The 12,747-nt window shown below is 69.7% G+C and carries 15 protein-coding genes; 8 read left to right on the forward strand and 7 right to left on the reverse strand.

The window, feature by feature from the left end; genetic code table 11:
• Positions 1 to 59: 59 nt before the first annotated feature.
• Both HOV77_RS14185 and HOV77_RS14190 read right to left on the reverse strand, forming a co-directional pair.
• Positions 60 to 674, reverse strand: coding sequence for an NUDIX hydrolase (locus HOV77_RS14185; RefSeq protein WP_290862280.1), 615 nt, complete (start codon positions 672 to 674; stop codon positions 60 to 62).
• Positions 675 to 691: 17 nt separating this feature from the next.
• Positions 692 to 1,528 (reverse strand): aminotransferase class IV, encoded by an 837-nt coding sequence (locus tag HOV77_RS14190; protein ID WP_290862282.1) that lies wholly within the window; start codon positions 1,526 to 1,528, stop codon positions 692 to 694.
• A gap of 125 nt (positions 1,529 to 1,653) precedes the next feature.
• Between HOV77_RS14190 and HOV77_RS14195 the strand changes: the two genes are divergently transcribed.
• From HOV77_RS14195 to HOV77_RS14215, 5 genes are all read left to right on the forward strand, one after another.
• Entirely contained in the window at positions 1,654 to 2,061 is a 408-nt protein-coding gene (locus HOV77_RS14195; protein WP_253758479.1) for a Fur family transcriptional regulator, read from the forward strand.
• The gene (locus tag HOV77_RS14200) at positions 2,058 to 3,095 is read left to right on the forward strand and encodes a folate-binding protein (protein WP_290862286.1); all 1,038 of its coding nucleotides are present in this window, start codon (positions 2,058 to 2,060) and stop codon (positions 3,093 to 3,095) included. The genes HOV77_RS14195 and HOV77_RS14200 overlap by 4 nt, the downstream gene beginning before the upstream one ends.
• A gap of 31 nt (positions 3,096 to 3,126) precedes the next feature.
• Positions 3,127 to 3,960 carry a 3-keto-5-aminohexanoate cleavage protein gene (locus HOV77_RS14205; RefSeq protein WP_290862288.1) on the forward strand — a complete coding sequence of 278 codons (834 nt, stop codon included), beginning with the start codon at positions 3,127 to 3,129 and terminating at the stop codon, positions 3,958 to 3,960.
• 101 nt (positions 3,961 to 4,061) lie between these two features.
• Positions 4,062 to 4,352, forward strand: coding sequence for a type II toxin-antitoxin system VapB family antitoxin (locus tag HOV77_RS14210; RefSeq protein WP_290862422.1), 291 nt, complete (start codon positions 4,062 to 4,064; stop codon positions 4,350 to 4,352).
• The gene (locus tag HOV77_RS14215; RefSeq protein WP_290862290.1) at positions 4,349 to 5,518 is read left to right on the forward strand and encodes an acyl-CoA dehydrogenase family protein; all 1,170 of its coding nucleotides are present in this window, start codon (positions 4,349 to 4,351) and stop codon (positions 5,516 to 5,518) included. The genes HOV77_RS14210 and HOV77_RS14215 overlap by 4 nt, the downstream gene beginning before the upstream one ends.
• Before the next feature lie 124 nt (positions 5,519 to 5,642).
• Here HOV77_RS14215 and HOV77_RS14220 read toward each other — a convergent pair whose 3' ends face one another.
• From HOV77_RS14220 to HOV77_RS14240, 5 genes are all read right to left on the reverse strand, one after another.
• Positions 5,643 to 7,193, reverse strand: coding sequence for a hypothetical protein (locus HOV77_RS14220; protein WP_290862292.1), 1,551 nt, complete (start codon positions 7,191 to 7,193; stop codon positions 5,643 to 5,645).
• Between the two features lie 46 nt (positions 7,194 to 7,239).
• The gene (gene mshD / locus HOV77_RS14225; RefSeq protein WP_290862294.1) at positions 7,240 to 8,202 is read right to left on the reverse strand and encodes a mycothiol synthase; all 963 of its coding nucleotides are present in this window, start codon (positions 8,200 to 8,202) and stop codon (positions 7,240 to 7,242) included.
• 188 nt (positions 8,203 to 8,390) lie between these two features.
• Positions 8,391 to 9,116, reverse strand: a complete 726-nt coding sequence (locus tag HOV77_RS14230; RefSeq protein ID WP_290862296.1) for a response regulator transcription factor — start codon at positions 9,114 to 9,116, stop codon at positions 8,391 to 8,393.
• A gap of 179 nt (positions 9,117 to 9,295) precedes the next feature.
• Complete coding sequence (locus tag HOV77_RS14235; protein ID WP_290862298.1) at positions 9,296 to 10,024, reverse strand: DUF2993 domain-containing protein; 729 nt, start codon at positions 10,022 to 10,024, stop codon at positions 9,296 to 9,298.
• 23 nt (positions 10,025 to 10,047) lie between these two features.
• Positions 10,048 to 11,013 (reverse strand): Bax inhibitor-1/YccA family protein, encoded by a 966-nt coding sequence (locus tag HOV77_RS14240; RefSeq protein WP_290862300.1) that lies wholly within the window; start codon positions 11,011 to 11,013, stop codon positions 10,048 to 10,050.
• Between the two features lie 286 nt (positions 11,014 to 11,299).
• On the opposite strand from HOV77_RS14240, the gene HOV77_RS34775 reads away from it, so the two are divergent.
• From HOV77_RS34775 to HOV77_RS14250, 3 genes are all read left to right on the forward strand, one after another.
• Positions 11,300 to 11,377, forward strand: coding sequence for an Ms5788A family Cys-rich leader peptide (locus HOV77_RS34775; RefSeq protein WP_360005315.1), 78 nt, complete (start codon positions 11,300 to 11,302; stop codon positions 11,375 to 11,377).
• Between the two features lie 176 nt (positions 11,378 to 11,553).
• Positions 11,554 to 12,408, forward strand: a complete 855-nt coding sequence (locus HOV77_RS14245) for a sulfurtransferase (protein ID WP_290862302.1) — start codon at positions 11,554 to 11,556, stop codon at positions 12,406 to 12,408.
• Between the two features lie 5 nt (positions 12,409 to 12,413).
• Positions 12,414 to 12,725: a DUF1416 domain-containing protein gene (locus HOV77_RS14250; protein WP_253758499.1), complete on the forward strand. Its 312-nt coding sequence runs from the start codon at positions 12,414 to 12,416 to the stop codon at positions 12,723 to 12,725.
• Positions 12,726 to 12,747 lie beyond the last annotated feature (22 nt).

A 12,747-nucleotide genomic window follows, 5' to 3' on the forward strand; every position in this document is an offset into this window, starting at 1 on the left:
ATGAAGCAAGATTCGACCGAGATCCCTGATCTGGCGCCAAGCGAAGCGCGAAGCAGCGCCTACGGGAAGTGCGGCAGGATCGGCGTACTGAGATCTTTGGCCAGCGCCGCCGCGCGTACGGCGTCCACAGTGGTCAAATCCGCCAGCTCGCGCAGTGTGACGACGGTCGGCGGCAACATCGACAGCTCGCCCGCGGCGTACCCGTCGAGGGCTGTGGCGGCCGTCAGCCACCGATGCTCCTCGGTCTCGCCGTTCACTTGCACCACGTCGGTCTCCGGCCCGACCACGCCGACGAAGAAGTACGTGTCGAATCGCCGGGGCTCGAAAACCGGCGTCACCCAGCGGGACCAGGGCAGCAGCTCGGTGGGCTCGACGACGAGCCCGGTCTCCTCGGTGACCTCCCGCAACGCGGCCCGGGCGGCGATCTGCAGCTCACTGCCGCCGGGTTCGGCGTCGGCCGGATCGGCGCTTCCCCCGGGGAAGACCCAGCGGCCGCCGAAGACCATCTTCACGGGACGGCGCATGAGCAACACCGCACCGTCCGGGCGGCGCAACACCGCCGTCGCGGCCAGCCTCGGCACGGCCGGCGTCGCCCCCGAGGCGGCGAAGCGCTCCGCCTGCTCCCGGAAGTACGCGAGGTCGGCGCCGGGGATGCCGTCGAACGGATTGGTCATCCTGGGAGCGTACGTGGCTAGAAGCCGAGGAGGCGGCGGACGTCGGCGGTCAGCGGCGACGGCCCGAGCGGCTCGCCGTCGATCGACCGCAGCTCGGCGACGCCCCGGATGCTGGAGATCAGCCAGGCTCCGTCGGCCCCCACGAGACCGGCCGGCGTGACCAGCTCCTCCCCGGCGGTCAGACCGAGGTCGCCTGCCCGGTCGAGGAGATGCCGCGCGGTCGTCCCGGCCAGAATCCCAGTCTCCGCCGAAGGCACGGTGAGCAGCCGCGACCCGTCCCGCCACACCACCGTCGCGGTCGGCGCCTCGAGGACGTAGCCGTCGGCCGACACCCAGACGACGTCGTCGGCTCCTTGGGACCACGCCCAGCGCTGGGAGGCCATGTTGATCGCGTACGACAGCGACTTGACCCCGCCGAGCAGCCAAGGAGCGGGCGTACGCACGCCGACGGCGTACCCGAGGGTCGCTGTGCGTACGCGGACCCCGGTGTCCCGGGCGTTGATCGAGGCAACACCGACTGGGGACGCCATGACCAGGAACGTCGGCTCGCCGCCCTCCTCCGGCCCCCGGGTGCAGATGAGTCGCAGCGAATGCTCCTGCGGCCCGACCTGCGCGCATACCTGGTCGATCAGGTCACCGACCGCGTCCGGGGCGGGCAGCGGCAGCTCCATCCGCGCGGCCGAGCGACCCAGCCGGATGAGGTGCTCGTCGAGCATCCAGGGCTTGCCGCCCCGGACGTGGACGGCCTCGAACACTCCGTCGCCCCGCAGCAGGCCGAGATCGTCGGCGCGCAGGACGGGGGTCGCGGGGTCGACGAGGCCGCGTCCGAGCACGGCGAGAACAGTGACGGTCACGGCTGGCAGCCTAGCCCGGAACCCTTCGGCGGTTGATCACGACCATCGGGGCTACGACACACCGTCATAGGGGACCCTAGGTTCATGATCAACGGGAGAAGGGCGGGGCGAACTATGATCGACGGGTGTCCGACTCCCTCGCCCGCGCGCTGAAGGAGCGAGGCTTGCGCCTGACCGCCCAGCGGCAACTGGTCCTGGAGGCCGTGCGGGAACTGGGCCACGCAACGCCCGACGAGATCCACGCGAAGGTGCAGTGCATCGCCTCCGGCGTGAACATCACGACCATTTATCGCACCCTGGAGCTGCTCGAAGACCTGGGGCTGGTGACGCACGCGCACCTCTCGCACGGCGCGCCCACCTTCCACGCCGCCGAGGACCGCCACGTGCACCTGGTCTGCCGGGCCTGCGGCCACGTGCAGGAGCTGGCGGTGGAGAGCGTCACACCATTGGCTCAACAGCTGCGCGCCGAGCGAGGATTCAATCTGGATGTGGGGCACGTCGCCCTCTTCGGAACCTGCGGGAGCTGTCAGTGACCGTCGTGATGATCTCCGACCTTTCGCCCGAGTCGCGGGACGCCGGCGTACCGGCGCACTTCGGGGATCCGCTCCGGGAGCAACGGCTGCTCGCAACCGAGGTCGGCCTGGTCGACCGCAGCAATCGCGGGGTGCTCGCGATTCCGGGCGCGGACCGGTTGAGCTGGCTGCACAGCATCACTACGCAGCACCTCACGGCGTTACAGCCCGGTCAGGGGACCGAGACGTTGTTCCTGTCGCCGCACGGTCACGTCGAGCATCACGCGCTCGTCACCGACGACGGCGAGACGACGTGGCTCGACGTCGAGCCGGGCACCCAGACCGACCTGCTCGCCTTCCTCGAGCGCATGCGCTTCCTCATGCGGGTCGAACCGGCCGATGTCACGGCGAGCTGGGCGGTGCTCAGCCTGGTCGGCCCGGCCGCGGCCAAGATCGTGGACCTGCCCGCGCCGGCCGTCGCGCCGGTGCCCGGTCCGAAGTTCGCCGCCGGTTCCATCGCACCCCTTCCGACCAGCTTGTACGCCGTCAAACCGGCCTTCGGCGGGTGGGCGCGCCGGGGTGAGCTGGGCGTGGACCTGCTCGTACCCCGGGAGGCCGTCGAGGCGGTCGCCGACGAACTCGACGTGCCCCGGGCCGGGCTTTGGGCGTACGAGTCGATGAGAGTGGAAGCCCGGCGGGCCCGGCTGGGACTGGAGACCGACCACCGCACGCTGCCGGCGGAGGTGGACTGGACCGCGGACGCCGTGCATCTGGAGAAGGGCTGCTACCGCGGCCAGGAGACGATCGCGCGGGTGCACAACCTCGGCCGGCCACCGCGCCGCCTGGTGTTGCTGCACCTGGACGGCATCGCGACCGACCAGCTGCCACCGCCCGGGACGCCGGTGACCGGTAACGGCCGGGCGATCGGTTTCGTCGGTACCGCGGTGCAGCACCATGAGCTCGGGACCATCGCCTTGGCCCTCATCAAACGGAATATCTCCGACGAGACCCCCCTCATGGTCGGAGAATCTGTCGCCGCCATCGACCCGGAGTGAAAAAACTTCTCCGACGTGGCATTATGCGGCCATGACGACGACGACGTTGATCACGGTTGCCCCCACCGGGGCCGAGTCGGCGAAGGCCGACGTGCCCGCCCTTCCGGTCACCCTGGACGAGTTGGTTGCGACCGCGCAGGAATGCGAGGCCGTCGGGGCGAGCGTGATCCACGTCCACATCCGCGACGAGAAGGCGCAGCCCACGCTGGACCAGGGACGGCTGCGCGACACCGTCGCCGCACTGCGCGAGAGCACCGATCTGATCGTGCAGCTGTCCTCCGGCGGCTCGGTGCACGACCCGGAGGAGGCCCGGCTGGCCGTCCTCGACGCCGCGCCGGACATGGCGAGCTGCACGATGGGCACGGTGAACTTCGGTGAGGACGTCTTCCTCAACCGCTGGGAGTTCATCGTCGAGCTGCACACCCGCATGCAGGAGCGCGGGATCGTCCCCGAGTACGAGATCTTCGACCTCGGCCATCTGTGGGCGCTTCAGCGGCTGCTGGACAAGTACGGCCTGCCCGCGGGCGGGCATGTGCACGTCGACTTCGTCATGGGGGTGCCAGGCGGCATGCCGGGCACCACGGCCGCGCTCGTCGCCTGCACTACCGCGCTGGCCGAGCTGCCCGCCGGGACCACCTTCTCGGCCACTGGGATCGGGCGTACGACGTTGCCCGTTCTTCTCGCTTCGCTGTCCGCCGGCGGGCACCTCCGCGTCGGCATGGAAGACACGATCACGTACGCCAAGGGCCAGCCGGTCGAGTCGAACGCCCAGCTAGTGGCCCGAGCGGCGGGGTTCGCCCGGCTCGCCCAGCGTCCGCCCATGAACTCCGCGCAGGCCCGCCAGATGCTGGGCGTACGCCCATAGGCCCACATCTTGCTCGCCAAGTGCGGTTAGGGTGGGTAGCGTCCTGACGACGACGGTCGCCCGGACGTGGTGGCGGCGTGTCCGAGGGAGGGGGCGGCACAGTGATCTTCAAAGGCGTCCGGGACGGGCGCCCTTATCCGGAGCACGGCTACTCCCTGAAGCAGTGGTCCGAGATCCCGCCCCGGCCCATCCGGCTCGACCAGCTCGTCACCACCAAGCGCGAGCTCGCCCTGGACAAGCTGCTCGCCGAGGACTCCACCTTCTACGGCGACCTCTTCCCGCACGTCGTGCAGTGGGAGGGCGCCATGTACCTGGAGGACGGCCTGCACCGGGCCCTGCGGGCGGCGCTGCAACAGCGGCACCAGATCCACGCTAGGGTGCTGGTCCTGTGACGACTGCCGCCTGGGACATCCTTCAGTTCGACGCGCTGCTGACCGACGAGGAACGCGACATCCGTGACGCGGTACGCGCGCTGCTCGACAAGAAGGTCCGCCCGCACATCGCCGGCTGGTTCGAGCAGGCCGCACTGCCAGCTCGCGAGCTCGCCCGCGACTTCGGCGAACTGGGCCTGCTGGGGATGCGCCTGCGCGGGCACGGCTGCGCCGGGATGTCCGCGGTGGCGTACGGGCTGGCCTGTCTCGAACTGGAGGCGGCGGACTCCGGCATCCGATCGCTGGTCAGCGTCCAAGGCTCGCTGGCGATGGAGGCCATTCACGCGTACGGCTCCGCGGAGCAGCAGGACCGATGGCTGCCCGGGATGGCGCGCGGCGAGCTCATCGGCTGCTTCGGCCTGACCGAGCCCGATCACGGCTCCGACCCGGCGTCCATGGCGACCCGGGCGGTCGCCGACGGCGACGGCTGGCGCCTGCACGGCGTCAAGATGTGGATCACCAACGCGCCGGTCGCCGACATCGCCGTCATCTGGGCGCGCGTACCGGAGGTGGGGGTGCGCGGGTTCCTCGTGCCGCTGGACACCCCCGGCGTGACCGTTCGCGAGATCACCCAGAAACTCTCCCTGCGAGCCAGCCTCACCGGCGAGATCGTCCTCGACGACGTACGCCTTCCCAGCGATGCGATCCTGCCCGGTGCGACCGGGCTGCGAGCGCCGTTGTCCTGCCTCACCGAGGCCCGCTACGGCATCTCCTGGGGAGCGCTCGGGGCGGCCCGCGACTGCCTGGAAACGGCGTTGGCGTACGCGACGACCCGGGAGCAGTTCGGCAAACCGCTCGCCGGCTTCCAGCTGACCCAGGCGAAGCTGGCCGACATGGCCCTGGAGCTGCAGAAGGGCCTGCTGCTGGCGCTGCACCTCGGTCGCACCGCCGACGCCGGGCGGATGACGCCCGCGATGGTGAGCCTGGCCAAGCTCAACAGCACCCGCGAGGCACTGGCGATCGCCCGGGAATGCCGCACGATCCTCGGCGCGAACGGCGTCTCCGGCGAATACCCGCTCATGCGGCACGCCAACAATCTCGAGAGCGTGCTGACCTACGAGGGCACCGCCGAGATCCACCAGCTCGTGATCGGGCAGACGCTCACCGGCGTCGCCGCCTTCTCCTGACCCTCGGTCCCGACTTTCGGGCGCGTTGCGCGCCGGCGTTTCGTGCTGGCGTTTCGTGCTGGATCAGGGTTCCGGGTCGAATCTTGCTTCATGATTCGACCGAGATCCCTGATCCGGCGCCGGGTCAGCGGGCGGTCAGGTGCGAGAGGTCGGCGAGCGCGAGGCGTACGTTGCGATTGACGACCGTCACCAGCTCCAGCTTGCCGCTCTCGATCCCCCACGCCACGATCACAGTCGCCCGGTCGCCGTTCGCCGAGATCAGCACCGTCGAGGCGTCCAGCCAGCCCACCGGTTCGACCCGGTCCGCCTCAGTCTTCATCGTCTCCACGAGTACGCGTAAAACCGCGCCCGTCGCCGCGCGTACCGCCGCAGTGCCACTGATGACCTCGCCGAACTGCGCGGGGACATGGCCGGGGGTCTGACAGCGGCGTACCAGCCGGCCGCGGTCGGCCGGATTCGGGCCGGTGGCCAGCGAAAACCCCAATCCGCGCCACAGTCCCACCCAGGGTACGAGTTCGCCCTGGAGACTGACGTCGATCGGCTCGGTCTTGTTGGCGGTGTACCGGCGTACGCGAGCCGGGGCGGTCAGCGGTCGCCCGATCGCCAGCAGCTCGGTCGAGCGCAGGATCGGATCGCCGGTCATCGGGTCCGTATATCCCTGTGGTGCCACGACATCGCTGAGGTCGACCGCTTGCAGCAGGTCGGTCAGCTGACCGTCGGCCCGTACGACCTGGCTTCCGCCGACCGCGGAGTACAGCAAGTGCTGATGATCGAGCCAGATCGGCGGGCTCACCGTCGTTACCTTGTCGAGGATCTGGATCACTCCGGTGCTGACGTCGTACAGCATTTGACGGGCGTCCCGGAAGGCGATGTAACGGCCGTCCGGCGACATCACGCCTGGGTTGTCCGGGCGCACGCGGAGATCGGGGATGGCGTACAGGCGGCCGTCGTCGAGCAGCAGAACCGCCGACTCCTCCGTCGCACTGAACACGCCCCGGGCTCGCCGCCCCTTCGGCAGGCTCACCGACGCCTTCTCGAAGTCGATTTCGGCCGGCAACGGGGAACTGCGTACGGGCAATCGGCTGAGCTCGGCCAACGGGAGCAGGATGTCGATCCCACTGGGCACTGTGGACGACTCTGGACTCGGCGACTCCGGTGACTGATCCGCCGGGGAATCGTCCGGCCTCGGCCGACTGACCGCCAGGATCAGCCCCATCAGGGCGAGCCCGCCGACGATCACGGTACGCCGCCGCACCGTCTGCGCCGACCGCTCCCAAATGAACTGCGCCTCGTCAGCCGGGCTCAGCGAACCGGTCAGCCGAGATCGGCGGGGCGGCTCATCGGGCAGCGGCACGGGACGAAGATCCTCCTGGGGATCGCTGTCGGCCAGGGACAGCCGGATCTCGCGCTGTGGATCGGCGTACTCCTTGACGACGTCGGCGAACCCACGCCGGAGGACCTTGTCGGCTGCCTTCGCGGGATCTTTACGCGTCGCGCCCGGAAGGCGTGCGTACCAGGGCCAGCGGATCGCCACCGACGCCAGCAAGTCCCGGGCCGCCTGGTCGGCGATGCGCTCGTCCGGCACGTATCGGCGTACCTCCCGGAGGAGCAGCGGAAGCCGGCTCTCGACGTAGGCGACGAAGGCGGCGGGCGGGGCGAACGCGTCGCGGACCATGCCGACCATATTCGCCCGCCAATATCACGCTTGGCTATAGCCCGATCTACAAGCGTTCGAAGCAGGTGTCGGTAGCCCAGCGGACGAATCCGAGGCGCTCGTAGAGCCGGACGGCCGCGGTGTTCGCCTCGTCGACATAGAGCATGACCTGGTCCAGTCCCCGGCGGCGCAGGTGGGCGAGGCCGACTGCGGTCAACGCCGCACCGAGGCCCGACCCGTGCGCGACCGGATCGACGCCCAGCACGTACACCTCGCCGATCGGCTCGTGCTGATGATCGCCGACGCCGGCGTCGTGGCCGCCGTGGATCTTCGTCCAGTGGAAGCCGAGCAACTCCCCATCGGGCTCCGCCTCCCGGTACGCCACGAAGAACCCGTCCGGGTCGAACCAGCGTTCCGTCATGCGTACCCGTAGATCTTCGATCGTCCAGCGGCCCTGCTCCGGATGGCCGGCGAACGCGCGGGCATTGACCCGCACCCAAGCGTCGTCGTCGCGGCCCGGGACGAAAGCGCGGACGGCGACCCCTGCGGGCAGCGGCGCAGCCGGAACCGGACTGAAGAGCGAGCGGCGCATCTGCCACAGGACGCGAGCCCGGGTGAAGCCGAGCGAGACGGCGAGTGCGCCCGCCGACGGATGATCGCCGTGCGCCCAGAGCCGCAGCCGGCCGCTGGGATCGTTTTCGGCCGCGACCGCGAGCGCCGCCGTGACGAGCGCGCGGCCGAGACCACGCCGCCGCCGCAACGGATGGACCACCAGCTCAGCGCTCGGCCCGGCGACCTTGTCGGTCGGGTCGACGTGCGCGTAGCCGACGAGCCGACCCTCGTCGTCGTGCACGAGCAGGTGGATGGCCGGGATCTCGCCGCCTTGCCGCAGATGCAGCATGACGTGCTCGGACAACGGGTACGCCCCGTCGACGTCACCCGCGAGATCGGCCAGCTCGACCGCCTGCGTCACCTGATCGGGCGTCAGCCGACCGGCGCGTTCCACCTTGACGTTCGGCTTGGCGATCATGCCGACAGACTAGGGCCTGCGCGCGCTTCTCGCTCCCCGTCGCCCCGGGCGAGGGCTTCCGGCACGCTCCGCGGCGGCTTCCGGCGCGATCTCCGCCGGGGCCGGCCGCCGCTGCTTGCCATGATCAGCGGAGCGGATGTGGTGCCATAGCCCCTCGAAACTTCCGCTGATCATGGCCGCGCAACTCGCTAGAGCGCGATGCGCTCCTTGGCCGCGACGGGCATCCCGTCCTCGGCGTGCCGGGTGGACGGCAGCACGAACTTGTAGCCGACCTGGCGCACGGTGCCGATCATCGACTCGTACTCCGAGCCGAGCTTGGCCCGCAGCCGCCGGACGTGCACGTCGACGGTACGGGTCCCGCCGAAGTAGTCGTAGCCCCAGACCTCGCGCAGCAGCTGATCGCGGGTGAACACCCGGCCGGGGTGCTGAGCGAGGAACTTGAGCAGCTCGAACTCCTTGTAGGTGAGGTCGAGCGGGCGTCCCTTGAGCTTCGCGGCATACGTGTCGGGGTCGATCGTCAGCTCGCCGCCCCGGATCTGGCCGCTCGCGCTGGCGGTCGCGGAGGTCAGGCGGCCGACCGCCAGCCGCAGCCGCGCCTCGACCTCGGCCGGTCCGGCGGTGGCCAGGATCACGTCGTCGACGCCCCAGTCGGAGTTCAGCGCGATCAGGCCGGCTTCGCTCACTACCGCGATCAGCGGTACGCCGATGCCGGTCGCGTGCAGCATCCGGCAGGTGGCACGGGCGTCGGACAGCTCGGACCGGGCGTCGACGAGCACCGCGTCGGGGCTCGGAGCGGAGACGAGCGTACGCACGTCACGAGGAGCAGTCCGGACGGCGTGCGGAAGCAGATCGAGCGCCGGCAGCACCATCGAGGGCTCGCCGGCGCGCGGCGTCACGAGAAGCAAAATCTCCACATGTACCTCCGTCGCACACGGGGGTGGCACTCCCCGGCGGCACTGACGGGCGGGTTAAGTCTTGACTCTAGCCGAATTGGTGCCGAACACCAGGGTTGTTCCACCTGGTGCGCGGCGTCGTGGTCAAGTTGAGACTTGGTTCATCAAGCCGAAACACGAATTCACGAACGTGCAATCTCTTACTGGGTGAGCGGAACGTTCTCGGCGTACGCCGTGATGTCGAGCCCGGCCGGAGTCGGCGTGACCTTCTGCAGCCTCAAGTCGTAGGGCAGCTTCGGCAGCGAGAAGTCGAAGACGAGCTTGTCCATGTACGCCGCGATGAGCCCCTTGATCAGCGCGTTGACGTTGGGATCGGTCCCCTGCAGGTCGGTGACCTGCACTCGCAACTTCGTCGGACCGGCCAGCGTCACCTTGGCCGACCCGGTCAGCGGGACGGTGAACCCGCCGAGCGTCGCCTCGCCCGCCACTTTGAGCGTGCCGTCGGGATCGGCCGACAGCTTGAGATCCTTGAACTTGGTCTGCTTCACCACGACGTCCCACGGGACGACGGCGGTCCCCGTGACTTTGTCCGCCGTGATGGTGCCGTCGCCCGACCGCAGCGTCTCCAGCGGAGCGTTGACGCCGGACGCGGTCAGCGTGAACTTCGGCAGCGTCATGCCCTGCCCGCTCAGGTTCGGCAGCGTGATCACGATCTGGTCGTACTTGCCGGCCACGACCTCGGTGAGGAACGGGAAACCGCCGACGTCGACGCTGGGCTCGTCGGAGCGCATGCCCCGGCGGGACACCTCCGCGACGGTCTGCGTCTTGATCTGGTCCTCGGCGTACGCGGCGACCGCGCGATCCATCGCGAACACACCCGCCCCGAGGATGGCGACGAGAATGACCGCGGTGATCAGGAACCGGCGCAACGGGTGCTCCCTGCGAGAGAGGGTCAGGTCAAGAAGATCGCGGAGATCGCGTACGCGACCGGGGCGGCGAGCGCGAAGCCGCCGAGTGGGCCTTGCATGTGCCGGGCGAGCCACATGGTCGGAGCGTCGCCGGCCAGTTCCCGGCCCGCCTCGGCGAACCCGACGGCCAGATCGGCGAGGACGCCGGCACCGGCCGCGGCCAGCCCGATGAAGGCGGCCTCCTTGGGCCCGAATCCCACGAGATAGCTGCCCCAGATCGTGGCGGCGACGGTGCCCGCGCAGGCCCCGACGACCACTCCCAGGGAACCGCGCGGCACCTGCGCGGCGATCCGCGGCACCGGGGCGACCGTGTCCATCAACCGGGCGACGAACAGCGCGACGCCGGTGGCGGTGAGGCAGACGACGATCGCCTGCGTCCCCTTGGGAATACGCGTCAGCACGATGAGCGTCGCGAAGCTGACCACCCCGATCACGACCAGCAAGGTCGCGCCGAGCGACTCGGTCACCCGCATCCGGGCCTCGCCGGTGATCATCTGCCCCACGAAGCCGACGACGAACCCGGCGACCGCGGCGAGCGCCAGCGGACCCAGCCCGGCCACATCGGGATAGACCGCCGCGACGTCGGCGGCGATCGCTGTCACGAGACCCGCCCCGGCCACGATCTTCATCCCCGGCGGGCGCATCGCCATCGCCCAGGCCAGCACGAACAACACCTGTACGCCGAAGATGACGACGGCATAAGAGGTACGCGCGTTGGGGCCGGACGTCTGCGCGCCGAAGATCAGGCCGACGCCGAGCATCGCCGAGAAGCCGGCGATGAAGAGGGAGAGCAGCCGGCGTACGGGGACGAACGGCGGCTCCATGTCGTCGTCGAGTTCGTCCAGGTCTTCCGGCGGCTGCTCGGGCTCACGCGGCCGGTCCTCGCGCTCACGCGACCGGTCGGCACGTGACCTGCGATCTTGTCGCTGATCTTCGGGGGCGGGGAACACCTGACGATCGTGCCCTGCGCCACAGCGGACCGCAACTCAGTGCCGCCCCGAGACCCGCGCGAGACCCGCTCGATGCCTGCAGATCACGGTTACGCATGCCTCAACCGGCCCGGGAGGCATGCACAACCGTGATCTGCAGCCGGAAGCCGGAGTCGGTCTGCCGCCCGAAAGCCGGAGTCGGTCTGCCGCCGGAAGGCCGGAGTCGGTCTGCTGCCGGAAACTGGGAGTCCCGGATTGTGGGCTGGTGGTTCGGCGAACCAAGACCTCCCTGGTAAGGTCGCTGGCTATGGGCATCCTGCTCACTAAGAGGCGCGCGGTCGACCTGTGCCGCGTGGCCGCCTGCCTGTGTCGCCCCGTCTTCTGACGGCGGCGTCGGCAGTCATGCCTGCCTTCTCCTCGAGCCTGTAGAGGCTTCAGCGACGCCGCCGTCGTACGTACCCCGTTCCCTCAGGGTCGGGCGCGACGCATACGGCATCGATGAATGTAGCTGAACGCGCGAGCGCCGACTCACCCTAGCCATCCATCAAGGGAGAGCTTTCCATGAGTCGCGACACCGCACTCGTCACCGCCGACTGGGCCGAGAAGAACCTCGAGACCCCCGGCGTCGTCTTCGTCGAGGTCGACGAGGACACCACCGCCTACGACGGCGGGCACATCCCCGGCGCTGTGAAGATCGACTGGAAGACCGATCTGCAGGACCAGGTTCGCCGGGACTTCGTGAACAAGCAGCAGTTCGAGGCGCTCCTGTCGGCCCGCGGCATCGCCAACGACGACACGGTGATCCTCTACGGCGGCAACAACAACTGGTTCGCCGCGTACGCGTACTGGTACTTCAAGCTGTACGGGCACGGCGACGTCCGGCTGCTCGACGGTGGTCGCAAGAAGTGGGAGCTGGACGCCCGGCCCTACACCAAGGACGTCCCTAACCGTCCGGCGACCTCCTACACGGCCCAGGACCAGGACCTGTCCATCCGGGCGTTCCGCGACGACGTCGTCAAGGCGATCGGCGTGCAGAACCTCGTCGACGTCCGCAGCCCCGACGAGTACGCCGGCCGGCTGCTGGCCCCGGCGCACCTCCCCCAGGAGCAGGCGCAGCGCGCCGGCCACGTGCCGACCGCGATCAGCGTCCCGTGGAGCAAGGCGGCCAACGAGGACGGCACGTTCAAGACCGACGACGAGCTGAAGGAGCTCTACTCGGCGGCGGGCTTGGACACGTCCAAGGAGACCATCGCGTACTGCCGCATCGGCGAGCGTTCCTCGCACACCTGGTTCGTGCTGCACGAGCTGCTCGGCGAGCCGAGCGTCAAGAACTACGACGGAAGCTGGACCGAGTACGGCTCGCTGGTGGGCGTACCCGTGACCCTGGGCGACGAGCCCGGTTCCCTGGAGGGCTGATCGACATGACCGTCACGTCCTGCGCCGCCCCCGACCAGGCGGCCCCCATCCCCGCGAGCGTCGACCTCGAGAAGGAGACCGTGATCTCCGGCGTCGTCCTCGCCGCCTCCGGTGACCCGGTCGCCGGGGCCTACGTCCGGCTTCTCGACCGCACCGGTGAGTTCACCGCCGAGGTCGTGACCTCGCCGGCCGGTCGTTTCCGGTTCTTCGCCGCGCCCGGCCAGTGGACCGTCCGCGCGCTGTCGCGCTTCGGCAACGGCGGCGGCGAGGTCTCCGTCGACCGCGGCGTCAACGAGTTCCAGGTGTCCGTCTCCTAGGCCCATGCTCTTACCAGACAGG

The organism is Hamadaea sp. (assembly GCF_013362815.1).
Classification (GTDB): domain Bacteria; phylum Actinomycetota; class Actinomycetes; order Mycobacteriales; family Micromonosporaceae; genus Hamadaea.

What these genes read in the sequence shown, in the direction of transcription:
- HOV77_RS14220 (WP_290862292.1), bottom strand. Translation starts at nt 7,193, where the DNA reads ATGGTCCGCGACGCGTTCGCCCCGCCCGCCGCCTTCGTCGCCTACGTC.
- HOV77_RS14245 (WP_290862302.1), top strand. Translation starts at nt 11,554, where the DNA reads ATGAGTCGCGACACCGCACTCGTCACCGCCGACTGGGCCGAGAAGAAC.
- HOV77_RS34775 (WP_360005315.1), top strand. Translation starts at nt 11,300, where the DNA reads ATGGGCATCCTGCTCACTAAGAGGCGCGCGGTCGACCTGTGCCGCGTG.
- HOV77_RS14185 (WP_290862280.1), bottom strand. Translation starts at nt 674, where the DNA reads ATGACCAATCCGTTCGACGGCATCCCCGGCGCCGACCTCGCGTACTTC.
- HOV77_RS14250 (WP_253758499.1), top strand. Translation starts at nt 12,414, where the DNA reads ATGACCGTCACGTCCTGCGCCGCCCCCGACCAGGCGGCCCCCATCCCC.
- HOV77_RS14205 (WP_290862288.1), top strand. Translation starts at nt 3,127, where the DNA reads ATGACGACGACGACGTTGATCACGGTTGCCCCCACCGGGGCCGAGTCG.
- mshD (WP_290862294.1), bottom strand. Translation starts at nt 8,202, where the DNA reads ATGATCGCCAAGCCGAACGTCAAGGTGGAACGCGCCGGTCGGCTGACG.